Origin of the sequence: Clostridium lapidicellarium, from assembly GCF_041224415.1 — a bacterium.
In the GTDB taxonomy this organism is placed as follows: domain Bacteria; phylum Bacillota; class Clostridia; order Clostridiales; family Clostridiaceae; genus Clostridium_B; species Clostridium_B lapidicellarium.
On record NZ_JBGFFE010000017.1, the window covers coordinates 1 to 23,955 of the forward strand.

Below are 23,955 nucleotides of genomic sequence, written 5' to 3' on the forward strand. Positions count from 1 at the left end.
CGCCATTAGCTCAGTTGGTAGAGCATCTGACTCTTAATCAGGTTGTCCGGGGTTCGAGTCCCCGATGGCGCACCATCACACATTATAATTTCATAATGTCGGGGTGTGGCGCAGGTGGTAGCGCGCTTGGTTAGGGACCATGAGGTCGCAGGTTCAAGTCCTGTCGCCCCGACCATTTCCTACCATTCATTTCTTACTGTTTAGTTTTAGGGAGAAGAAATTTTAAAATCCTGGTAAGTTCGCATGTTTGTGCAATTACCTCACAATAGATTTGCGGGTGTAACTCAATGGTAGAGTGCTAGCCTTCCAAGCTAGTTATGAGAGTTCGATTCTCTTCACCCGCTCCATTTGTATTTTTGAAATGAATACTGTGCGCCCATAGCTCAGCTGGATAGAGTGATGGACTTCGAATCCAGAGGCCGGGAGTTCGAATCTCCCTGGGCGCACCATAAATCATTGATATTAAGGGATTTGCAGAAATGTAAGTCTCTTTTTTATTTTTTTATACGTGTTAACAAATAGTTTATTAATATGACATTAAATTGTAATAAATACCGTATATAATTGAAAGTGTTCTAAGGGATAACCTTAGTTCATGCAAATGAATAGTCCCCTTTAAATATAATTGCAAGTGCTAATTGGTGCCTGTGGGTTGAAGGGCACGGTAAAATTGATACAACCCATCATAAACTAAGCTCCTTAAAATTTATAAATTATATAAAATAGGCATCCGTCATTTAGGATGTTTATTTTATATAAAGAAAAGGCCAGGGATGGAGATCCCTGGAATGAGGTTTATTACAGTATGAGTTTTTTTTAAACACCGGGGATAAAATCCCCAGTGTAAAGTAAGCAATAAGTACTCGATAAATAATTAAATACATTGAAGTACCTACATAACATAGAATGCGTATAATTCTATATATTATACTGGTAATTTAAGGAATAACATTGCGTTATAGTATGGATGTTTTAACAAGAACTTAACAGGAAAAATATCCTGCTGTAACAAATTATGTGTATATTAAAAGTATAAAAAAATAAACTCTTTGTGTACATGAAGTAGGCATCCGTCATTTAGGATGCCTACTTTATTTGAAATTGTATATAATATTTCATCTGACCTTCCGCATATTCTGTATTAAAAGTATTTGTTTGGAGGTTTTATGATGAAGGAGCAGCTGCTCGGCATATTATTAGAGTTTATTTTGGGTGTGGTTGGAATTATAGGAGGTTATGTCCTCAAAAAGATTTCAGATGTAATAGAAGAGCAGAGGAGATCTTTCATAGCCAGGAAAGATATGGACAATTATAATCATGCCCTTACTTTGGCAAAAGGGATGTATTACGTTTTGGAAGATGAATTCAATTCCAAGCGGAAATCAGGTGATATTAAAAAGAGTGAGATGGATAAAAGGCTGCTGCAGCTATTGCCGGATCTTACGCAGGAAGAGTTAGATGCTATAAATAAGCAGGTATGCAGTGATACTAACAGTGAAATAAAGGAAAAATTGTTTCAGATTGAAGAACTTAAGGAGACACAGTCTAAATTATGGCAGCAGCTGACTCAATTACAGAAGGAAAATTTGCATCTGAAACAAATTATATATAACATGCAAAATCCGTATCGAAACAAATAGGGAATTCATTTATGGAGATCAGGAAGTTTTTGTGATAAAATTAAATAAAATACATGGGGAGGAGTTGTTTTACGTGTATAGGGAATGGTTAAAAGTTTTAGAGAAGAATAGAGATAAAGTTGAAAGGGGACTTAATGAATTATTTAAAAAGGCGATCTCAGGACACCACGAGGAGGGGAAAGAAGGCATACTGACTATTGATGCCTTTGGAAATACTGACATATATTTTGAAGATAAAAAGTACGCACTGGAAAAAGTTTCAAAGGGGAATGAGCTGGAGATTTTAAGAATTGACTGCAATAAATACAAAAATTTAAAAAATAAAGAAGATATTGATAAAAAGATGAAGTGCTTGAAAAACGAAATCATACCTGAGACCATGAATAAATTATATGAGGACGTGAGAGGATGGGCATTGGAGGAAGGTTAATCAAATAATTTCTCAACTTATATGAATATGCGGGCTATCTCAAATTTTTCTTGAGATAGCTTATTTTAATTCACATATTTATTATTTAGAAATATTTAATTCACTGATTTTAAAATATGATATAAACAAATTGATAAAATTAAATTTATATGTTATTATAGACTTGAAATAATAAATGATATGTGTATAATTTACATTTTTATATATATGTAAGAACATTACGTACATATATCGTGTTGAAAACGTTTATCAAATAGAATACCCAAATGTATATATCGTGGGACATTTTAAATAAATAATTTTTTTAATGCACAGTTATATATATTTGAAGGCTTATAAACAATTATACAAATTAACAGGGGGGAATAGGTTATGGAACTAAATCTAGAAAAGATCAAAAAAGCTAAGGAAAATATCAAAGATGTGGTAAGAGAAACTCCTCTTTTTTACACCAGCACTTTTTCCAAAAAGTGCGGCTGTAATGTGTATTTGAAATGCGAAAATAAACAAAAAACAGGAGCTTTTAAATTAAGGGGAGCTTACAACAAACTGGTCAGTCTCAGTGAAGGGGATAAGAAGAAGGGAGTTATAGCTTCTTCAGCAGGTAATCATGCCCAGGGAGTTGCTTATGCGGCTACATCTTTTGGAGTAAAGTCAACAATTGTTATGCCGGTTACTGCACCCAAAGCAAAGGTTGAAGCTACCAAAGGATATGGTGCCGAAGTAATTCAGTCAGGTAAGGTTTATGACGAGTGTTATGCAAAAGCAGTAGAGGTTCAAAAGGAAACAGGTGCTACTTTTGTTCATCCCTATAATGATGTTGATGTAATGGCAGGTCAGGGAACTATAGGAATTGAAATATTGGAAAAACTGCCTGAAGCAGATGTGGTAATAGTTCCAATAGGCGGCGGCGGATTGATATCGGGTGTTGCTACAGCAGTTAAATCCATAAAGCCTTCCATAAGAGTTATAGGAGTGCAGCCTGAGATCATAGCTTCTGCAAAAGCTTCAATAGAGCAGGGAAAAGTAGTTACGCTGCCGGGTGCGGTATCTGTAGCTGACGGTACATCTGTTTGTACCCCGGGAGACAAATGTTTTGAATATATAAAGAAATATGTAGATGAAATAGTGACTGTAAGTGAAGATGAAATAGAATTTGGGATGTTTGCATTGATGGCGAGGAATAAATTGATAGCCGAAGGTGCAGGTGCATTACCACTGGCAGCTTTACTTGCTGGAAAAATAAGTGGAGTAAAAGACAAAAATGTAGTTGGACTCGTTAGCGGTGGAAATGTGGATATAGCTTCTGTTGCAAAAATAATAGAGAAAGAATTGAAAAAAGTACAATAATTATAGATGAGTGCTGTGAAATTACTTTTAAAATAATTTTACAGCACTTTTTTTATATTCCCCATATTCAAACATTATATAACAAAAATTGATAATTGATAATTTGATCATAATATAATGGAATAAGTGTGGGGATTTATTTATGATACTATAGAAGTGTGTTAGTTTGTATCAAATTATAGGAGGGAATAAAATTGGCGGATTATAGAAAACTTTGGAGTAAGCTTGGAGTTGATCTGGAGAAACATGATCAGTTATGTGCGGTACTTCCTAAGTTATATGAAGGGACATATCTCACTCAGGAAGACAGGCCTGCGGGAATGAATTACTTTAATTCAGTGCTGGCGGAAATACATGGTTCTAGAATTGAGGAATTGGACGAGCATAAGAAAAACGGCGGGAAAGTAGTGGGAACTTTTTGTGTATTTGTACCGGATGAAGTTATACTTGCGGTAAAAGCAATAGGAGTAGGGCTTTGTGCAGGATCCCAGTTTTGGGTTGAAGATGGTGAAAAGGTTTTACCGAGAAATATATGTCCTTTAATAAAAGCATTTATGGGAGCCAAAGTTGGAGGGACATGCCCTTATTTTCAATCCTGTGATATGATAATTGGAGAGACAACCTGTGATGGGAAAAAGAAAGCCTGGGAAGTGCTGAAAAATTATGTCCCGGTTCATGTTATGGAACTGCCCCAGATGAAGAGGGACAAGGATTATGACCAGTGGATAGATGAAATAAAAGATTTTATAGGTAAAATGGAGGAACTTACCGGAAATAAAGTTACCGTTGACAGTTTGAGAAAGAGCATAAAAATTACGAATTTAAAGAGAAGGGCTTTGAAGAGATTGTACGATTTGAGAAAACACAAACCTTCTCCGATAAGTGGTTTGGATGTGCTTCTGGTATCTCAGATTGCCTTTTTTGATGATCCGGAGAGATTTACGGAAAAATTGAATGAACTCTGTGATGAATTGGATGAAAGAGTCAAAAATGAAATAAAAGATGAGGGAAAAAAGAGAATTATGATAACGGGGACCCCCATGGCACTCCCGAATTGGAAACTTCATTCCATCATAGAGAGCTTAAATGCACAGATAGTAGTGGAGGAAACCTGTACCGGTACAAGGTATTTCGAAAATGAAGTAGATGAAAATGGAGACACACTTGAGGATCTGATTGGAAATATAGCGGATAGATATATGAAGATAAACTGTGCCTGTTTTACACCAAATACGGGAAGAATTGACGATATAATAAAATATGCAGGTGAATATAATGTAGATGGAGTAATAGATGCCAACCTTTCTTTCTGTCATACGTATGCCGTAGAACACAGGGCCGTGGAAAAGGCTTTGAAAGAACAAAACATACCTGTTATGCAGATAGAAACGGACTATTCCACAGAAGATTCCGGCCAGATAAAAACTAGAGTTGAGGCATTTTTGGAGATGATTTAAATCAAGGAGTTGGTGGTGTGGATACTGTAAGGTATTATATATTGTTCCCGAACCATACAGAAGGTATTAAAATGGAAGAACTGTTGAAGAAAAACGGACTTGGATATACAATTGTACCTACCCCGAGGGAAATTTCATCCTGCTGCGGGATATCGATAATGTATAATGTGAAAGATGAAGGGAGAATAAAGGCATTGATAGATGGGCACGGTGTGAAAACTCTTGGATTACACTGCGTTAATAAAAAAATAGTCAATCCATATTTGTAGAAGTTGTTATAATAGTTATTTTTCGGATAAAGGTGGTATTTTATGGTTTATGTAGGTATAGATATAGGCTCCACGGCCTCAAAAGTTTGCGTATTTGACGGCAAAATCAAAAAATTGCTTGTACTTCCCACGGGCTGGAGCAGTGTCAAGGTCGCCGGCGACATAAAACTGCGTTTGAAAGAAATTGGTCTTATAAAGGAAAACTGTAAAATAGTTGCCACGGGCTATGGAAGGATATCTGTTCCCTATGCTGATAAGACAATAACTGAGATTACATGCCATGCAAAAGGAGCTTTCTACCTCTTTAAAAATGACTGTACTGTAATTGATATAGGGGGACAGGATACCAAGGTAATTACCGTAAAAGGCGGCAGGGTAACTGATTTTACCATGAATGATAAATGTGCCGCCGGTACAGGAAGGTTTCTGGAGCTCATGGCTGGTACTCTCGGACTGGAAATAGATAAACTGTGTGAAATGGCCGGGCATGGTTCCGGTATAACCATAAGTTCTATGTGTACTGTATTTGCCGAATCGGAAATAATAGGCCTTATAAGCAGCGGAAGAAAAAGGGAGGATATAGCATTTGGTATAATAGACTCCATTACGAGCAAGGTAAAATCTCTTTGCCAGAAACACGGAGACGGATCTATTTATTTTTTAACAGGGGGTCTCAGCGACAACAGATATATAATGGAAACTCTTTCAAAAAAACTTAAACGTCCTGTTAAAAGCCATAAATATGGAAGGTATGCAGGTGCCATCGGTGCGGCACTTGCAGCTGAAAAGTTGAACAGTTAGTGAGTTTAGCCTCCTATGAAATCACCTCCATTTACATGTATGGTTTCGCCGGTAATATAGGAAGCTTCGGGTGAAGCCAGAAATACATAGGCAGATGCCAGCTCCACCGGCTGACCGGGTCTGCCTATGGGGGCAGTTGAGCCAAACTGGCCTACTTTTTGCGGACTGTAGGAAGACGGGATGAGAGGTGTCCATATTGGTCCCGGAGCCACAGCATTTACTCTTATATTATTTCCTATAAGTGACAGTGCCAGGGAGCGGGTAAAGGATACAATTGCACCCTTGGTGGAGGAGTAGTCGATTAGGTCTTTGCTTCCCCTGTATGCTGTTATTGAAGTTGTGTTTATTATGCAGCAGCCTGGTTTGAAATGCGGCAGTGCGGCACTTGTAATATAGAACATGCTGAAGATATTTGTCTTGAAAGTTCTTTCCAGCTGCTGCTCTGTTATATCTTCAATGCTGTTCTGTGGAAATTGTACCGCCGCGTTGTTTATCAGCACATCTATTTTGCCGTAGTTTTCCATGGCTTTTTTGATGGCACTTTTACAGAAGCTGCTGTCTGTTATGTCTCCGGGAATAAGGAGGCATTTCCTTCCTGAATTTTCTATGATTTTTTTTGTCTCTCCGGCATCATCATGTTCATCATAATATACTATTGCCAGATCTGCACCTTCTTTGGCAAAGGCTATGGAAACGGCCCTGCCTATGCCGCTGTCCCCTCCTGTAATCAGAACTGTCTTGTCTTTCAATCTGCCGGAACCGCTGTATTCGGGATTTTCACTTATGGGTCTTGGGTTCATCTTATGTTCCGCACCGGGTTGCCTGTCTTGTTTTTGCTGGGGTATGGATTTTGTAAAATTTAAATAAAAATTGCTGTTCATATATAAAAAACCTCCTGTTATTCTGGATATTCAGTAGTAGTATGTTTAATTTATAAAAATAATATTCCATAGTATATTTAAGCTAAAAATGGAAAATATAAAGTCAGATGAAATTAAAATATACAGGAGGTAAAAGATCAATTATGGAGAGCAGATCCTTGTTTCAACCTATTAAAATAGGAAAAATGGAAGTAAAGAATAAGATATCAATGGCTCCTATGGGAGCTTTTGGGCTTGTGGACAATGAAGGATGCTACAATCAGAGGGCCGTAGACTATTACGTGGAGAGGGCAAAAGGGGGAACGGGTCTTATTATAACCAGTATTACCAAGGTGGAAAATGAATTGGATAAGGTTGTACCCGGTATAATTCCCGTTATTTCTATAAATCCGGGCAGATTTCTTATGACATCCTCGGAGATGGCGGAGAGAGTTCATGCCTATAATTCAAAAATATTTTTACAACTTACCATGGGATTTGGAAGAAGCGGTGCCCCGGGGACACTCCTGACTTCCCAGCCCGTTTCAGCTTCTGATATTCCCAATTATTGGGATCCTACAGTTACCTGCAGGGCTCTTACCACTTCGGAGGTCGAATGGATAGTGGAGAAATTTGTTGAGGGTGCTGAAATTGCCAGACAGGCGGGTTTTGACGGCGTTGAGATACATGCAGTACATGAGGGGTATCTGTTGGATCAGTTCACTCTTTCCATATTTAACAGGAGGACTGACAAATATGGCGGAGATCTGAGGGGAAGGCTGCAGCTTCCGATAGAAATAGTCCGTGGAATAAAGGATGAAGTTGGCGGGGATTTTCCTGTGGGGCTGAGATACAGTGTAAAGAGCTGCATAAAGGACTGGAGGAAGGGAGGACTTCCGGGTGAGGAATATGTTGAGAAAGGAAGGGATTTGAAAGAGGGAATTGAGGCCGCAAAAATACTTGAGGCGGCTGGATATGACGAACTCAATACCGATTTAGGTACATATGATGCATGGTATTGGTCGCATCCACCTCTTTACCAGAAAGACGGTCTGTATCTGCCCTACACGAAGGAATTGAAAAAAGCCGTCAGTATCCCGGTTATAGCTGCAGGTAAACTTGGGAATCCCGATCTTGCGGAAAAGGCTCTTGAGGATGGTGCTGCAGATATGATAGGGCTTGGAAGGCCACTTCTTTGTGATGCCTACTGGCCTAAAAAGGTTCTGAAAAATCACCCTGAAAGAATTCGTCCCTGTATTGGATGCCATACAGGGTGTCTTGGAAGGGGATTCGAGGGAAAGCCGCTGTGCTGTACTGTGAACCCTGCAGCCGGGAGAGAGAGATATTACGAGATAAAGCCTGTATGTAAACCCAGAAAAGTGATGGTTGTAGGCGGTGGAATTTCTGGAATGGAAGCTGCCAGGATTGCAGCGATGAGAGGACACGACGTTACGCTTTATGAAAGCACTGACAAATTGGGCGGGGAAGTTATCCCTGGATCGGTTCCGGATTTTAAAATTGATGACAGGAGGCTCCTTGACTGGTATAGAAATGAAATGAAGGAGCTTGAGATTAAAATAGTATTCAATACTGAGGTGACAGAGGATATGGTGGAAAGGGAAAGTCCCGATGTTGTGATTGTTGCAACCGGTGCGAAGGATATAAAACTCAATTTGCCAGGTATGGGAGGCAGCAGGACTGCAACTGCAGTTGAAATCTTAAACGGCACTAAACAGGTAGGAGAGAATGTACTTGTGGTTGGCGGCGGACTTGTGGGGTGTGAAACTGCCCTTTACCTCGCAAAACAGGGCAAAAGAGTCACTGTTGTTGAGGCCAGGGACACCATATTGAATGCAGGAAAGCCAATACCGCACATGAATAAGATAATGCTGGTGGATCTCCTGAAAAAATATAATGTAAAGATCATTACGGGAAATTCTCTGCTTGAAGTGACTGAAAGAGGGGCGCTGCTTATTGACAGCAGTTTCAGGAAACAGGATGTATCTGCAGATAGCGTCGTAATTGCCGTCGGCTTTAAGCCTGACAGGGAACTCTATAATAAACTAAACGGAAAAATGGCAGATTTGTATCTTGTAGGAGACGCCTATGAAACTGCCAATATAATGGATGCAATTTGGAGCGGAAATGAAATAGGACTTAATTGCTGATTCTGAAATTGAGTGCCCTACTCAAAATTTATTTTGAGTAGGGTGTTTTGTTTTTATGCTTAAAAATTCAATTTGGAATTAGCAACCAATTATTAAAAAACCGCTAGTTTTGCACTTATTATGAGCCTGTGGGTGGCTACCCTTATGGGAGTGCAAGTAATAAGAGTCATAGTTGCATTGTTGGTGGAATTCAATACATCCACTTCGTCTGGAAGAACAACTTTTGTATTGTATACCTTGTATTTATAGACTCCATTTACCGTTTCCACCATGATCTCATCTCCTACTTTTAATTCTCCCAATCTGTTAAAATATTGCCCGAAGGTATAGCTTCTGTGGCCTGCCAGGGCAAAATTCCCCTTTTTTCCGGGCATTGCAGTTCCCTTGAAATGTCCCACGGCATATTTCAACGTAGTCATATCTGTTCCTTCGCCTATTGCAACTTTTAAATCTATTTTTGGTATGATGAGAATACCAACCGTACCGTAATTTACAGAAGAATCGGTACTATCTTTGGAAATTTTGACTTTCCCTTTATGTTCTTTAGTTTTCTGCTCGTAGTTTTTTACCATATTATTTTGTTTGTACATTGTCCAATATTTGGCTCCCAGTGCATATAAAAGTATAAAAATACCTATGAGAATAAATATAAAACCTGTTATTTTTCTCATTGAATTATCCCCCTCTTAAGCTACATAAATTTTAAATAAAAATATAAGTATATTAAAAAACCAATTATATTTCTTGAATTAATTCAAAATTTAATATGATAAAATTTTGTGATATATAATTGTAATTTTATACTATATAACGTTGCTACATAATAGATTAATTAGTATATATTTGCCTTGAATATATGATTAACTCTATTATAAAGTATATAATAAATATTATAAGTAAGTAATAAAAAGTATATATTATATTCAATAAAAAGTAATTTAATAATCTTTGAATTATCATATGTTTAAAAAAAGTACTGAAATTTGATAAAATTATATTAAGAATTATATTAATTTTTGTATTATTATTAATCTTATTTTTAATACCATTTTTAGATTAGTGTTTGAGCTTAAACTGAAAAATATGAATATGTGTGTAGTGTCAAAGAGAGGGGCACTGCCATTATATAGTTTTGCGGGGGGAATGATAGATGAGAACTATAATTGTAGAAAATGAAAAACCAATATTAGAATTAATGAAGCTAATGATGGAGAGAAACGAATATTTGGAAGTAGTAGGTGAGTATACGGACTCTAAAGAAGCATTGAAAGGTATATATAAATTTTCACCGGATGTGGTTTTTCTAGAGGCGGAAATGCCATTTATAAATGGCATTGAACTTTCAAGGAAAATAGAAAGTTTCAATAAAAATATACAGATAGTCTTTGTGACTGCTTATAAAAAATATGCTTTGGATGCTTTTAAAGTAGGTGCAGTAAGCTATATTTTAAAACCAATTACGGAAGGGGATTTAGATGCTACAGTAAACAGACTACTTAAAAATAAGTCTGCTATAGAAGAAAGTTTTGAATATAGAAAAAAGCACAAGGTGTTTATCTTAGGATCTTTTAAAGTATATAGTAATTCAGGAAAGAAAGTTACCAGGTGGTCTACTGCAAAGGTGCAGGAACTGTTTGCATATTTGATATGTAAAAAAGGTAGATACATAAGTAAATGGGAACTCTGTGATATACTTTGGCCGAAATCCTATCCTAAGAAAGCTGAACATAGTTTGTACACTACTATATATAGATTGAGATCTGTTTTAAGAAATGTAGGTATAAGAAATATAGTACGTTATGAAAATGGAAAATATGGTATGGAACTGAAAAATTTTTATTGTGACAGCTGGGAATTTGAAAATTTTGTTGAAAGTAATTCTGCGGTGAATGATGAAAATATAGTTGATTGGGAAAAAAATACTGAACTTTATAAGGGAATGCTTTTTGGAAGCAACGATTATTTATGGGATATGGAATTAAATGAAAAACTGTGCAGATATTATTCTTTTAGCACTAAAAATATAGCAAAATATTATATAGAACTGAAAGCTTATAATAAATCGGAAAGATATTTAAAAAAAGCAATTGCTGCAAATTCCTTTGATGAAGAGGCTTATGAGCTTATGATGTGGGTTTGCTTTTATATGGGAAATAAAATAGAGTTAGTAAGGCATTATAAGAAATTGAGCGATTTATTCAAAAAAGAACTTCAAATGAAACCTAAAGAATCTACTATAAGACTTTATAAAAATTTGATCATGAAGCTGTAAATATTATTTATTTTTGTGCTTTAAGATCATATTTTATTTTGTGAGGAATTTGTGAGGAATTTGTGAAGCTTATGTGATAAAAATTTAGTATTATTAAAAAAGATAGAGTAAAAGTAAATACTAATTAGTAATTACTTTTTACTCTATTAAGGTCACTTGCATAAAATTATAAGTTATAAAAATCATAATTCTAAAATTTTATTGCAAAGACCTTTTATTTTATTTTGGAAAGGAGGGAGAAAATGAAAAAGAAAAAATTTTCTTCTATTGTAGTCACTTTTATATTTTTACTTCAGATTTTCTCAAGCTTTATGCCAATTGGCAGCGCTAAAGCGGATGATACTGCATTTCCCTTTGTAACAGGAGCTGTTCTCACAGACGGCAGTGGAAAGGACATAAGTCAGGAAACAAATGTGGACAAGAATTCGGATGTAAATGTGAATTATGATTTTTCTATTCCGGAAGGTCAGACTGCAGTTAATGGGACTCCTTATACTGTACAGCTCCCAGATCAAATCAAATTAAAGGGAACTCAAGCTGATACCAGTGTGAAGGATTCTTCCGGTACTCAAATAGGATCATTTGTAGTAGATACGGCTTCCAACAAGCTAAACATCACTTTTTCAAAGGATATAACTGGAGCTTTATCAGGCAAATTTTCTGTAAGTACTCAGTTTGACAGTAGTAAAATAGGAAATGAAAATCCTGTATCCATTAATTTTGGAAAAAATTCTGTCAACGTGAATTTCAGGCAGGATACGTCGTCAGAGAATACTGGAACGTCAAATACAATTGGACAGACAGTTTCTCCAAGTGATGTTTCAGCATCTGCTAGTACAACTACTGGCAATGATATCACAGATTCATTTCATTTTATTACGGGATTCAGCGGCTTGACTGACAAGGATGGCAATCCATTGGGTGACAATGTAGATAAAGCTTCAGAAATTCATGTCAGCTACGAGTGGGCTATTCCAAATACAGTAAATGTAAATCTAGGCGACTACTATAAAATGCAACTGCCGAAGAAAATTCATATTGCAGCACCTATTGATCAGCCAATAAATGATGATAATGGAGTAAAGGTAGCGGATATGCATGTGGATACGAGTGGGCTTGTAACGCTTACGTTCACAGATTATCCAAGTACGCATTCCAATGTAAGTGGTTATTTTTATATTGATTGTCATTTTGAAGAAAGTGAAATAGGTAATAATAATCCGGTGACTATTACTTTTACTATTCCCGGCATATCAGATCCTGTTACTGTCGATGTAAATTTTGAACAGCCCAAACCGTCTATTACAAAAGATGGAGGTTATGATCCGGCTACAGATGAAATTACATGGCAGATAACAGTGAATAAGGAAAATGTCAATGTCACGAATGCCAGTGTTGAGGATACTATAAATGCAGGACAGGTATTCGTACCAAATTCTGTTACAGTCAACGGTTCTCCAGCTGATGCTTCAGATTATAGCTATGATCCCAGCAGTAAAAAATTCATCTATAATTTTGGGAATATCAACACACAGCAGGTTATAGCCTTCAAAACCAGTATACATGATGATCTGGCCGCCCAAGGTCAGGGAAGCTATAAATATAATAATACGGCTGATTTAAATTATACTGACAATGGAACTCCGCAGACCATAATTTCCAACACGAAAACTGTCAATGTGCCTGTGAAGTTGATTAGTAAAAATGGACATTATGATGAAGCAAATAAGAAAATTGACTGGACAATTACAGTAAATGAAAGCAGAAGGGCAATTGACAATGCAGTAGTTACTGATATGATTCCTGAAGGTCTTACTTTAATTGATGATTCGGTTAAAGTAGATGGAGCTGCTGGTTCAAGTTATACAATATTAGGACAGCTTTTTACCTATAGTTTAGGAAGTATAACTGAAAAGAAGGTAATTACTTTTTCAACTTCTGTGGATCAAAGCGTATATAATAGTAATAATCATAAAAACTACAATAATACTGCTTCATTAACAGGTAATGGAGTTCCAGATGGAACATCTGACAGTGTTGGAGTTGGAGTTTCACCAAATATCATTCAAAAAACCGGATCAGGATACGATGCTTCCACAGGTATTATTACCTGGACAATTACTGTGAACGGCAATAAGACAAATGTTGCTGCCGGTGCAAAAGTTACAGATACTATTCCTGTAGGCCAGAAATATGTGGCTGGTTCTGCAAAGCTGGATGGTGCTCAAATAGGAGATGGCGGATATACAGCAGCAGATTCCGGAGATTCAAAAAAAACTGGAACCTTTGTTTATATCTTTAACAATGCATTTTCTGACACACATACTATAACCTTTCAGACACAGGTAACTGATGGCAAAAATTATAAGGCAAATTATAGCGGTAAATATTACAATTATGTTAATCTGACTGCTGTTGATATAAATCAGGATACTACTGGAGCCCAGCAGGTAACCAGTAATGTAATCACCAAAACAGGTGCAGGTTATGACTATTCAACAAGAGAAATTACATGGAAAGTTGTAGTAAACAAGAATGCAATGCCCATAACCAATGCAGTGGTTACCGATGTTATTCCGGAAGGACAGCAGTATGTAGCTGATTCTGCAAGTATAGATGATGGTGCAAATGGTTCATTTACTATATTATCGGATAATCAGGTTGTTTATACTTTTACCGGTACTATCAATAAAACTTATACTATAATCTTCAAGACAAAGCTTACTGATTTGAGTATTTTCAATACCAGCGGAGATAAAACATTAAATAATACTGCATATATTACTGGGGATGAAATACCTACAGATGGCAATGCAACGAGTACAGGTAAACAGACTGTTAAAAATTCAGTAGTTACTAAAGAATCTACTTATACAAATGGCAAGTCCTATATCGACTGGACGGTAAAGGCAAACTCCAACTGGAGTATTCCTTTAGCTGGTACAACTATAACCAGTGCAACCATAAGTGATAATCTGCAGGATGGACTTTCACTGGACACGGACACCGTGGAATTGTACAAAGCTACTGTAAATTCTGATGGAAGTCTCACACCGGGAGATAAAGTTGCTCTTACTGCTGATAATGTGAAATACAATCCTGACACCAGAAAATTTGATTTCACATTTCCACAAGGTGCAGGAACTGGAGCTTTCATTTTGAAATTCAGGACGAATGTAACCAAGACGGGTACCTATACAAATTCAGTGGAATTTAAAGGAAGCGGAGTAAATGAAAAATCTACTACTACCCAAAATGGTGTCTGGTTTTCACAAGGCGGCGGCGGTGCCACTGGAGAAACTGGAAGTATTAAGGTTATAAAAGTTGGTGATGATGGTGTCACACTATTATCAGGTGCAGTATTTCAGCTTCTTGACCAGTATGGAAATGTCAAGGAAACTTCTGCTCCTACAGGAGCTGATGGTTCTATTGTATTTAAGAATCTTAAATATGATTTGAATTATAAGGTTAAAGAAATAACGGCTCCTATGGGATATAATTTATCCAATGAAATTTATAAGTTCCAGGTTCACAATGCTGCAGCCCAGAAGGATATTACTTATAATTACAAAGACAGCATTATTAAAGGTAACATACAATTTAGTAAAGAAGGGGAAGATGGTGATGCTCTGACAGGAGCAGAGTTTACCCTCTATGATAGTAATGGAAATGCAGTGCAGACAGTATTAAGCGGAAGTGATGGAAAGGTACAGTTTACTGGTGTTGAATATGGAAGCTATACTATAAAAGAGACAAAAGCGCCAACGGGTTACAATCCTTCCACCCAGGTATTGACTGCGGCTATAGGAGATAATGACGATGGAAAGACTGTAGATGCCGTGTATAATGATGCAGATGGAAATCCTTTAAGTGTACTTTCAGATACCAAGATAAAAGGAAACATACAGTTTAAAAAGACGGATCAGAGTGGAAAGCCACTTAAGGGAGCGGTGTTTACCCTTTACAAAGTAGGTACTGGCGGTACTCTTACGGCAGTCAAAAATTTTGACAGTAAGGATTTGACTTCAACTAGTGATGACAATGGATTTGTTACATTTAATGGTGTGGAATACGGGGCTTACAAAATAAAGGAAACTACGGCACCTTCAGGATATTATCTCTCGTCCAAAGTGCTGTGTGCAAGTATAACTACTGACGGGAGTACTGTATATGCAAGGCCTGAAGGAGATACGGGAACGAATGTATACAGCCTTTCAGACACAAAAATCCCGGGCGGTGGAAGTGTAGGTATCCAGGGAACTATAAGTGTGAAGAAAACTGACAATGGTGGAAATGCTTTAAGCGGTGCGGTATTTACGCTCTATAATGCCAGCGGGAATCCGGTTCAGACTGCGGTTACGGATGTCAGTGGAACTGCTCAGTTTACCAAAGTAAAGCCGGGAAAATATACTGTGAAGGAAACCACGGCTCCTGCAGGGTATGTGCTTTCCGGCCAGGTGATTCCCGTAGAGATAAACATGAGCAAAGTCTATGACATTGGAACTGTGAAAGATTCTAGAAATACACCATTAACATCATCAATTGAAGTTAAGAAAACTGACAACGGTGGAAATGCATTAAACGGTGCAGAATTTACATTGTATAAAGATGGTATTAAGATAAATTCAGCAGTAAGCGGAAAAGATGGAATTGTAAAGTTTGATGGTGTGGATTATGGAAAATATACTATTAAAGAAACTTCAGCACCAGCTGGATATTATTTAAATAAGGATATATTGAGTGTCAATGTAAATTTTTCAAAGACCTATCAATTTACTGTAGTAGATGTAAAGGAAACTCCACCTCCGGACAATCCGGGTGGAGGGACTCCAAATACTGATAATCCAGGCGGAGGTAATCTAGGTTCGAATAACCCTGTAGGACCTTCTAAATCCGGTAGCTCGGAAGGAACTTTACCAGTGAATTTGTCAAAGGTTCTTCCTAAAACGGGAAGTATATTAGATACTGCAATACTGCTGTTAGTTGGAATTGCAGCAGTTCTTGTAGGAGTTCTGGTACTTGTAAGAGGTAAAAGATCTGGAAAGACAATCAAATAGGATATGTTGAAAATGAAGAAAGTGTTGCAAAACCATTTCAAAAATAGTTTTGCAACACTTCTTTTTTTACTTGACTAAATTCTTATAATGAAGTAAGATATATTTTGCATGCTAAACATTTTTATACGAAATATAGTAAAATTTCAGAAAGAGGAGAAGACATGGATGATTTAGAAGATGGGATAAAATTATTGAAGACAGTAAAAAGGGTTATGAAAAATGCACATAAAATCATGGCAAGGCGGTTTAAAGATCTTGATCTTACGGGGCCTCAGCTGTTTGTTGTTATGAATTTGATACGCCATGGAGAAATGAAGATAAGTGATTTAAGTGAGAAAATGAGTTTGTCCAATAGCACTGTATCGGGAATTATCGATAGGTTGGAGAGACGGAACATAGTAAAAAGAGTCAGAAGCAGTGAAGACAGAAGAATAGTCTATGTGTATATAACCTCTGAATTTAGAAAAATTGCCGGCGAAAAACATGGGGAAGTTGACAGAATATTTAAATCCATGCTGGATACGGCTACCCCGGAGGAGATGGATGTAATAAATAGAGGATTATATACTCTTGAAAAAGTAATGAACAGGCAAAAAATGGATGGGAAGTGAAGGACATAATGTTTAAATTGATAAAATACCTGAAGCCATTTGTTGTTTTGATTATAAGTGCGGTTATTCTGCTTTTCCTGCAGGCAATGTGTGATCTTGCACTGCCGGATTACATGTCTAATATTATAAATGTGGGAATACAGCAGGGAGGCATTGAAAATTCTGTGCCGCAGGTAGTGAGAGAAAGTAAAATGGATAAGCTTTTGGTATTTATGAATAAAAATGACAGTGGGAGAATTTTAAAAAATTATATGCTGGTGGATAAATCCAGTCCGGATTATAGTAAATATTTAAAAAGTTATCCTAAAATTAAAAGTGAGCCGATTTATGTTTTAAGAAATGTTGATGGATCGCAGATTGACAAAATGAACCCCGTAATAGGAAAGGCTTTTTTGGCCGTTTCCGGTGTTGAAAAAATCAAGGCCAATGCCAAAAATGGGGTTATAAATTTTAATGGACGCAGAGTACCTGCAGGTGCCGATTTATTTGCACTTTTTTCAAAATTGCCCGATGCACAGCGTTTGAAAATAAGTGAGGATATGAACAAAAAATTCACTTCACTGGGTAACGGCATGATAGTGCAGGCGGCTTCAGGTTCAATTAAGGACGAATATAAGGCAGTGGGAGTGAATACGAATAAAATTCAGAGCAGATATATTGTCCATATGGGCGTGATAATGCTTCTTGTTTCTCTGGTTGGTGCAGTCTGTACTATTTTAGTGGGATTTATAGGGGCAAGAATTGCTGCAGGACTGTCGAAAAATTTGAGAAGGGATCTGTTTACCAAGGTGGAGAGCTTCTCCAGTGAAGAATTCAATAAATTTTCCACGGCATCCCTCATAACGAGGACTACCAATGACATTACCCAAGTACAGCTGGTGGTCTTTCTTTCCGTGAGAATGCTTGTATATGCACCTATTTTGGGTGTGGGCGGAGTTTTGAAAGTACTGGGAAAGAGCAGGTCCATGACCTGGATCATTGCCCTGGCAGTAGTTGTACTGCTGGGACTTGTAGGCAGCATATTTGCAGTAGCCTTTCCGAAGTTCAAAATTATACAGAAGCTTGTAGACAAATTGAACCTCATCACCCGTGAAAATCTATCCGGAATGATGGTTGTAAGAGCTTTCAATGCACAGGAGTTTGAAGAGGACAGATTTGACAAGGCAAACCGAAGTTTGACAAATACGAATTTGTTCATAAACAGGGTCATGTCTGCAATGTTCCCGGTTATGATGTTTATAATGAATGGAATCACAATACTTATAGTCTGGGTCGGCGCACACCAGATTGCAAATTCCAGCATGCAGGTAGGGGATATGATGGCATTTATGCAGTATGCCATGCAGATTATATTTGCCTTTTTGATGATGTCCGTGATGTTTATTTTGATTCCAAGGGCTTCAGTGTCTGCCCAGAGGATAAATGAGGTCCTGAAAGTGAAACCTTCTATATTGGATCCTAAAAAACCGCTGCATTTTCCCGGCAGAGTTAAAGGTGTTGTGGAATTTAAAGATGTATCTTTTAGATATGATGGTGCTGAAAAGGATGTGCTAAGTAATGTAAGTTTTAAGGCATATCCCGGTGAGACAACGGCTTTTATCGGATCGACGGGATCCGGAAAATCCACACTTGTGAATTTACTTCCGCGGTTTTACGATGTAACTGGAGGACAAATCCTTATTGACGGCATTGATATAAGAAAAATTACACAGCATGAACTCAGGGATTTGATTGGTTATGTACCGCAGAAGGGCTCACTGTTTGAAGGTACCATTGAATCCAATCTGAAATATGCCAGGGGTGATGCTTCAAATGAGGATATGGAAAAAGCAGTGGAAATTGCCCAGGCGAAGGAGTTCATTGACGAAAAACCGGAAAAATTCAAAAGCGGGATTTCCCAGGGAGGTTCAAATGTGTCAGGAGGTCAGAAACAGAGATTATCCATTGCCCGTGCTCTTATGAAAAGACCCAGGATATATATATTTGATGACAGTTTTTCCGCTCTTGATTTTAAAACTGATTCCGCTCTTAGAAGAGCTCTTAAATCTGAAACAGAGTCAAGTACCGTTCTGATAGTTGCCCAGCGTATTTCCACGATTAAAAATGCAGAGCAGATAATAGTGCTTGAAGAGGGAAGGATAGTTGGAATTGGAACTCACGATGAGCTCATGGAAAAATGTGAAACTTACAGGGAAATTGCACTGTCACAGCTATCTAAGGAGGAATTGGCATGAGTGATCAGAATAACAGGCGAAGGTCTTCCCGTAAAGGCAACAGGGGCCCGGGAGGTATGGTGATTTCAGGGGAGAAGGCCAATAACTTTAAAGGTACTATGAAAAAGCTTATAAAGTATTTAAGCGTGTATAAAATATCGATTGGTATTGTGATAATTTTTGCAATTGTAAGTACCGTGTTCTCCATAGTGGGACCTAAGATACTTGGAAAGGCCACTACAAAATTGTTTGAAGGTGTCATGGCAAAGATCTCAGGAACCGGAAGTATAGATTTTGGCTATATAGGCAGGATAATCGTACTCCTTGTGATCTTGTATGTAGCAGGATCGCTGTTTTCCTATGTACAGGGCTGGATAATGTCGGGGATATCCATGAAGGTAAGCTATAAATTTAGAAAGGATATTTCGGAAAAGATCAACCGCATACCCTTAAAATATTTTGACAGGACCAATCACGGCGAGGTACTGTCCAGAGTTACAAATGATGTGGATACTTTAAGCCAGACCCTGAATCAGAGTTTGAGTCAGATTATTACTTCCGTCACCATGGTTTTGGGAGTTCTTGTCATGATGTTTAGTATAAGCTGGCAGATGACTCTTGTAGCAATTTGTATAATACCGCTTTCTTTCGGGATTATAATGATCATAATAAAGTACTCGCAGAAATATTTCAAGCAGCAGCAGGATTATCTGGGAAACTTGAATGGACATGTTGAGGAGATGTACGGCGGGCACATTGTCATGAAAGCTTTTAACGGCGAAAAGAAAAGTATTGACAAATTTGACGGGATGAATGACAGGTTATTCGGGTCAGCCTGGAAATCCCAGTTTCTATCTGGCATAATGATGCCTATGATGAATTTTATAGGTAATCTGGGTTATGTCGGCATATGTATTCTGGGAGGTTGGCTCACGGTGAAAAAGGTCATAGAAGTAGGCGATATACAGGCTTTTGTCCAATATGTCCGATCTTTTACCCAGCCCATTTCGCAGATTGCCAATATTTCAAATATACTTCAGCAGACAGCCGCATCGGCAGAGCGTATTTTTGAATTTTTGGAGGAAGAGGAAGAAACCCCTGATTCGTCTGCCGCTGCAAGGCCTGAGAATATAAAGGGTTATGTAGAATTTAAAAATGTCCGTTTTGGATATGATCCGGATAAAATAATTATAAATAATTTTTCGGCATCTGTTAAGCCGGGGCAGAGAATTGCCATTGTGGGTCCTACTGGAGCCGGGAAAACTACGATTATCAAACTCTTGATGCGTTTCTATGATATAGATTCGGGGCAGATACTTGTAGACGGCCGCGATATAAGGAATTTTACCAGAAAAGATCTCAGATCCATATTTGGCATGGTACTTCAGGATGCCTGGCTGTATAATGGAAGCATAATGGAAAATATTCGCTATGGGCGTCTTGATGCGTCAGATGAAGAAGTTATTGAAGCGGCAAAGGCGGCCCATGTGGATAACTTCGTCCATACTCTGCCTGAAGGATACAATATGATATTGAATGAGGAGACATCAAATGTGTCCCAGGGTCAGAAGCAGCTGCTTACCATTGCAAGGGCGATAATTGCGAATCCCAGGATTCTTATTTTGGATGAAGCCACAAGCTCCGTGGATACCCGAACTGAACTTCAGATTCAAAAGGCCATGGAAAATCTCATGAAAGGACGTACTAGTTTTATAATTGCCCACCGACTCTCTACAATCCGTGATGCAGATCTTATACTTGTTATGGATCATGGTGACATTGTTGAGCAGGGAAACCACCGGGAACTTCTTAAAAAAGGTGGGGCATATGCGAAACTTTACAACAGCCAGTTTGAAGTGGCCTAGATAAACAGGGTCAGGAACAGCATTTTTCAAGTTGTTCCTGACCCTATTTATCTTTTATTTATTCAGTTTTTTGAATTGAATGTGCAATTTCTTTTTATGACTACACAAAGAATTTTTGACATTTTAATAAAAACTTTGACAAAAATATTACTTAGTAATAAAATATGCCTATATATATTTTCAAATTATCATATTATATATCCGCTGTACTCGGACAATTATGAATAATTGTGTTTTTAACATTCATATGGGACCCGGCAGCGGATATATGGAAAAATTCAAATAAAATTTAGGGGGCATTTTTATGGATAGTAATGAAGTTAAAAATCTGAAGCAGCTGGTGTGCAAAACTATTGATGAAAATTCCGGGAGAATAATAGACTTTTCAAAATCTGTGGAAAAAGAACCGGAGCTGGGATTTAAAGAGGAGAAAACATCTCAGAAGGTGAAGAATGTTTTTGACAGTATAGGTCTTAAGTACAGGGATAAACTGGCCATTACCGGGGTGAAGGCAAAGCTGAAGGATAAGTGTGACGGCATAAATGTGGCTGTTTTAGGGGAACTGGATGCAGTTATATGCAGGGGAAATGAGAATACGGATCCTGAAACGGGGGCAGCGCACACCTGCGGGCATCACCTTCAGCTGGGAGCTTTGATTGGCACGGCTATAGGCCTGAAATTATCCGGAATTTCTGACAAGTTAAATGGAAATGTAACTTTTATGGCAGTACCTTCAGAAGAGTGTATCGAATTTGCCTATAGACAAAAGCTCATGAAACAGGGAAAAATTCATTTTCTGGGCGGTAAACAGGAACTTATATATCAAGGGGAATTTGACGATATAGACATAGCCATGATGATGCACTCCTTGAAAAATTGTCCGAACCCCACCGTATTGATAGGAAAATCCAGCAACGGGTTTCTGGCAAAAACTATACGGTATATGGGAAAAGCAGCTCATGCTGCGGAAGCGCCTGAACATGGAATAAATGCACTAAATGCTGCAATGATTGGACTTATGGGCGTAAATGCCCTCAGGGAGACCTTTAAAGACGAAGATTATGTAAGGTTTCACCCCATTATTACAAAAGGAGGGGATGTGGTGAACAGCGTTCCCGACGATGTGAGGATTGAAAGCTATGTCCGCGCAAGGACCATAGATGCCATGGTGGGGACAAATAAAAAAGTTGACAGGGCGCTTAAAGCTGGAGGAGATGCAGTAGGTGCAAAAACTGTTATCAGGACTATACCGGGATACCTGCCCCTTGAATGTTCACAGGAGTTAAATGATATATACGGGCACAATTGCAGTGAACTTTTGCCCGAAAGCAGTGTGATTGAAGGAGGACATTTCTTCGCCTCTACGGATATGGGTGACGTGTCCCAGCTAATTCCAAGCATACATCCCTATATAGGCGGAGTCAGGGGCAATCTCCATGAAAAAGATTTTGAAGTGGAAGATTATTATTCAGCTTGTGTCCTTCCTGCCAAGCTATTTGCAATGCTTGTAATAGATCTCCTGGTTGATGATGCAGAGAAAGGTAAGCATGTTATCAAAAACTTTAAACCTCAGTTGTCTAAAGAAAAATATTTGAAAATTTTAAATGGATTCAATAAGGTGGTAGGAGGAGAAAAATGTTAAAAAAATATCTCAAAATTTTTATATTGGCTTTTGTGCTGGTTGTAATTTCAGAACTTATAGGTGAAAAGAAAATTAAACTGGGACCTGGATATCTGGTATTTTTACCAATGCTCTTCGCCCTGGTTATGGGTCTTATTATAAGTCTTCCAAAATTGAAGGTGATTTCCAATGGGGAAATGAGTTTATCCAATGAAATCATGGGGATTGCCGTAATATTATTTGTGGCCAAGATAGGTGCTACCATGGGACCTTCTATTGTTTCCCTCGTTGAATCAGGCTGGGCACTTTGCTTTCAGGAACTCGGACATTTTTTAGGAACTGTTGTTTTAGGACTTCCAATTGCCGTTTTGCTGGGGCTTGGGCGTGAAGCTGTGGGTGCCACTTTTTCAATTGATCGTGAACCCAACATTGCCATAATTTCTGAGAAATACGGCATGGATTCTCCGGAAGGCCGCGGAGTTATGGGAATATACATTTGTGGAACACTGTTTGGTGCAGCTTATATTGGACTTCTTGCAGGCTATATGGGTTCCCTTAAAATATTCAATCCGCTGGCTCTTGCTATGGGCTCAGGTGTCGGATCCGGAAGCATGATGGCGGCAGCTTCTGGTGCCATTGCATCTGTATTTCCATCGGAAGCCAAGGAAATAGCCAGCTTTGCGGCAGCATCCAACCTACTTACTACTATAGTTGGAATATATTTCACGTTATTTGTATCACTGCCTGTTGCAAACAAATTCTACAATTGGCTGCAGCCCAGAATCGGAAGAAATAAAAAAAGAGTAGGAGAAGATTAAAATGAAAAAATTGATTCGAGAAGCCGTTATTTTATTTGGAGTCGGAATAATCGCACTTGTTGGAAACAGCATAAATGACAAAGTACCTTTGAAAGTTGGACTTATCGGAATGTCCATACTGATCTGCATTACTCTTGCTGGAATTATTATAAAAAAAGTTGTTCCGGTTAATCTGCCCATGGTGTTTTGGGTATCTATAGTGGCTGTGCTGGTAACATGTCCCCTTAATCCCTATGGAGCCTATTTGGACAAACAATATCTCGATAAAATAAATATGCTGGCCCTTACGACACCTGTACTGGCTTTTGCAGGACTGTCCCTTGGCAAGGATTTGAAACTTTTCAAAGAGCTCAGCTGGAAAATAGTGATTGTAGCCCTTACTGTCTATACCGGAACTTTTATATTTGCAACCTTGATTGCACAAATTGTCCTGAAATTTACCAACAAGATATAATGGGGCCATTTGCAAAATGTATATCTCAAGTGGTATTATTAGCAAAGAAGATAATTATGGTTTAGAACC

The 23,955-nt window shown here is 38.0% G+C and carries 16 protein-coding genes, 3 tRNA genes and 1 pseudogene; 18 read left to right on the forward strand and 2 right to left on the reverse strand.

Annotation, left to right across the window (positions count from 1 at the left end; all coding sequences use genetic code 11):
• The first annotated feature begins 99 nt into the window (after positions 1-99).
• The 9 genes and pseudogenes from AB8S09_RS11085 to AB8S09_RS11125 all read left to right on the forward strand — a co-directional run bounded on the left by AB8S09_RS11085 (position 100) and on the right by AB8S09_RS11125 (position 5,947).
• A tRNA-Pro gene (locus AB8S09_RS11085) sits at positions 100-175 on the forward strand.
• 98 nt (positions 176-273) lie between these two features.
• Positions 274-347, forward strand: a tRNA-Gly gene (locus AB8S09_RS11090).
• Positions 348-372: 25 nt separating this feature from the next.
• Positions 373-449: transfer RNA gene (locus AB8S09_RS11095), tRNA-Arg, on the forward strand.
• 717 nt (positions 450-1,166) lie between these two features.
• A complete protein-coding gene (locus AB8S09_RS11100; RefSeq protein ID WP_294180232.1) occupies positions 1,167-1,640 on the forward strand; it encodes a hypothetical protein in 474 nt (157 codons plus the stop codon).
• Between the two features lie 73 nt (positions 1,641-1,713).
• On the forward strand, positions 1,714-2,070 hold the full coding sequence (locus AB8S09_RS11105) for a hypothetical protein (RefSeq protein WP_294180235.1): 357 nt from the start codon (positions 1,714-1,716) through the stop codon (positions 2,068-2,070).
• 372 nt (positions 2,071-2,442) lie between these two features.
• Positions 2,443-3,405: pseudogene (gene ilvA / locus AB8S09_RS11110) on the forward strand (threonine ammonia-lyase); the annotation flags it as partial.
• 209 nt (positions 3,406-3,614) lie between these two features.
• Positions 3,615-4,877, forward strand: a complete 1,263-nt coding sequence (locus tag AB8S09_RS11115) for a double-cubane-cluster-containing anaerobic reductase (protein ID WP_294180240.1) — start codon at positions 3,615-3,617, stop codon at positions 4,875-4,877.
• A 17-nt stretch (positions 4,878-4,894) separates the two neighbouring features.
• The gene (locus AB8S09_RS11120; protein WP_294180243.1) at positions 4,895-5,146 is read left to right on the forward strand and encodes a putative Se/S carrier protein; all 252 of its coding nucleotides are present in this window, start codon (positions 4,895-4,897) and stop codon (positions 5,144-5,146) included.
• A gap of 42 nt (positions 5,147-5,188) precedes the next feature.
• Entirely contained in the window at positions 5,189-5,947 is a 759-nt protein-coding gene (locus AB8S09_RS11125; protein WP_294180245.1) for an acyl-CoA dehydratase activase, read from the forward strand.
• Positions 5,948-5,952: 5 nt separating this feature from the next.
• On the opposite strand, the gene AB8S09_RS11130 is transcribed toward AB8S09_RS11125, so the two are convergent.
• A complete protein-coding gene (locus AB8S09_RS11130; RefSeq protein ID WP_294180247.1) occupies positions 5,953-6,828 on the reverse strand; it encodes an SDR family oxidoreductase in 876 nt (291 codons plus the stop codon).
• 143 nt (positions 6,829-6,971) lie between these two features.
• Here AB8S09_RS11130 and AB8S09_RS11135 point away from each other — a divergent pair, with 143 nt between their 5' ends.
• Complete coding sequence (locus AB8S09_RS11135; RefSeq protein WP_369869121.1) at positions 6,972-8,975, forward strand: FAD-dependent oxidoreductase; 2,004 nt, start codon at positions 6,972-6,974, stop codon at positions 8,973-8,975.
• 92 nt (positions 8,976-9,067) lie between these two features.
• On the opposite strand, the gene AB8S09_RS11140 is transcribed toward AB8S09_RS11135, so the two are convergent.
• A complete protein-coding gene (locus tag AB8S09_RS11140; RefSeq protein ID WP_369869122.1) occupies positions 9,068-9,646 on the reverse strand; it encodes a class D sortase in 579 nt (192 codons plus the stop codon).
• A 479-nt stretch (positions 9,647-10,125) separates the two neighbouring features.
• On the opposite strand from AB8S09_RS11140, the gene AB8S09_RS11145 reads away from it, so the two are divergent.
• The 8 genes from AB8S09_RS11145 to AB8S09_RS11180 all read left to right on the forward strand — a co-directional run bounded on the left by AB8S09_RS11145 (position 10,126) and on the right by AB8S09_RS11180 (position 23,886).
• Positions 10,126-11,247 (forward strand): response regulator, encoded by a 1,122-nt coding sequence (locus tag AB8S09_RS11145; protein WP_369869123.1) that lies wholly within the window; start codon positions 10,126-10,128, stop codon positions 11,245-11,247.
• Positions 11,248-11,489: 242 nt separating this feature from the next.
• The gene (locus AB8S09_RS11150; RefSeq protein ID WP_369869124.1) at positions 11,490-16,304 is read left to right on the forward strand and encodes a SpaA isopeptide-forming pilin-related protein; all 4,815 of its coding nucleotides are present in this window, start codon (positions 11,490-11,492) and stop codon (positions 16,302-16,304) included.
• 161 nt (positions 16,305-16,465) lie between these two features.
• Entirely contained in the window at positions 16,466-16,915 is a 450-nt protein-coding gene (locus AB8S09_RS11155) for a MarR family winged helix-turn-helix transcriptional regulator (RefSeq protein ID WP_294180259.1), read from the forward strand.
• Between the two features lie 8 nt (positions 16,916-16,923).
• Complete coding sequence (locus tag AB8S09_RS11160) at positions 16,924-19,149, forward strand: ABC transporter ATP-binding protein (protein WP_369869125.1); 2,226 nt, start codon at positions 16,924-16,926, stop codon at positions 19,147-19,149.
• Complete coding sequence (locus AB8S09_RS11165) at positions 19,146-20,993, forward strand: ABC transporter ATP-binding protein (RefSeq protein ID WP_369869126.1); 1,848 nt, start codon at positions 19,146-19,148, stop codon at positions 20,991-20,993. The genes AB8S09_RS11160 and AB8S09_RS11165 overlap by 4 nt, the downstream gene beginning before the upstream one ends.
• Before the next feature lie 304 nt (positions 20,994-21,297).
• Positions 21,298-22,635, forward strand: coding sequence for an amidohydrolase (locus AB8S09_RS11170; RefSeq protein ID WP_369869127.1), 1,338 nt, complete (start codon positions 21,298-21,300; stop codon positions 22,633-22,635).
• Positions 22,629-23,432: a DUF3100 domain-containing protein gene (locus tag AB8S09_RS11175; RefSeq protein WP_369869128.1), complete on the forward strand. Its 804-nt coding sequence runs from the start codon at positions 22,629-22,631 to the stop codon at positions 23,430-23,432. Before AB8S09_RS11170 ends, AB8S09_RS11175 begins: the two co-directional genes overlap by 7 nt.
• A gap of 1 nt (position 23,433) precedes the next feature.
• Complete coding sequence (locus AB8S09_RS11180; protein WP_369869129.1) at positions 23,434-23,886, forward strand: hypothetical protein; 453 nt, start codon at positions 23,434-23,436, stop codon at positions 23,884-23,886.
• Positions 23,887-23,955 lie beyond the last annotated feature (69 nt).

Excerpts from the sequence above, each read along its gene's own strand:
- AB8S09_RS11180 (WP_369869129.1), top strand. The coding sequence starts at position 23,434 with ATGAAAAAATTGATTCGAGAAGCCGTTATTTTATTTGGAGTCGGAATA.
- AB8S09_RS11175 (WP_369869128.1), top strand. The coding sequence starts at position 22,629 with ATGTTAAAAAAATATCTCAAAATTTTTATATTGGCTTTTGTGCTGGTT.
- AB8S09_RS11145 (WP_369869123.1), top strand. The coding sequence starts at position 10,126 with ATGAGAACTATAATTGTAGAAAATGAAAAACCAATATTAGAATTAATG.
- AB8S09_RS11165 (WP_369869126.1), top strand. The coding sequence starts at position 19,146 with ATGAGTGATCAGAATAACAGGCGAAGGTCTTCCCGTAAAGGCAACAGG.
- AB8S09_RS11125 (WP_294180245.1), top strand. The coding sequence starts at position 5,189 with ATGGTTTATGTAGGTATAGATATAGGCTCCACGGCCTCAAAAGTTTGC.
- AB8S09_RS11130 (WP_294180247.1), bottom strand. The coding sequence starts at position 6,828 with ATGAACAGCAATTTTTATTTAAATTTTACAAAATCCATACCCCAGCAA.
- AB8S09_RS11100 (WP_294180232.1), top strand. The coding sequence starts at position 1,167 with ATGATGAAGGAGCAGCTGCTCGGCATATTATTAGAGTTTATTTTGGGT.
- AB8S09_RS11150 (WP_369869124.1), top strand. The coding sequence starts at position 11,490 with ATGAAAAAGAAAAAATTTTCTTCTATTGTAGTCACTTTTATATTTTTA.
- AB8S09_RS11135 (WP_369869121.1), top strand. The coding sequence starts at position 6,972 with ATGGAGAGCAGATCCTTGTTTCAACCTATTAAAATAGGAAAAATGGAA.
- AB8S09_RS11140 (WP_369869122.1), bottom strand. The coding sequence starts at position 9,646 with ATGAGAAAAATAACAGGTTTTATATTTATTCTCATAGGTATTTTTATA.
- AB8S09_RS11155 (WP_294180259.1), top strand. The coding sequence starts at position 16,466 with ATGGATGATTTAGAAGATGGGATAAAATTATTGAAGACAGTAAAAAGG.
- AB8S09_RS11160 (WP_369869125.1), top strand. The coding sequence starts at position 16,924 with ATGTTTAAATTGATAAAATACCTGAAGCCATTTGTTGTTTTGATTATA.
- AB8S09_RS11170 (WP_369869127.1), top strand. The coding sequence starts at position 21,298 with ATGGATAGTAATGAAGTTAAAAATCTGAAGCAGCTGGTGTGCAAAACT.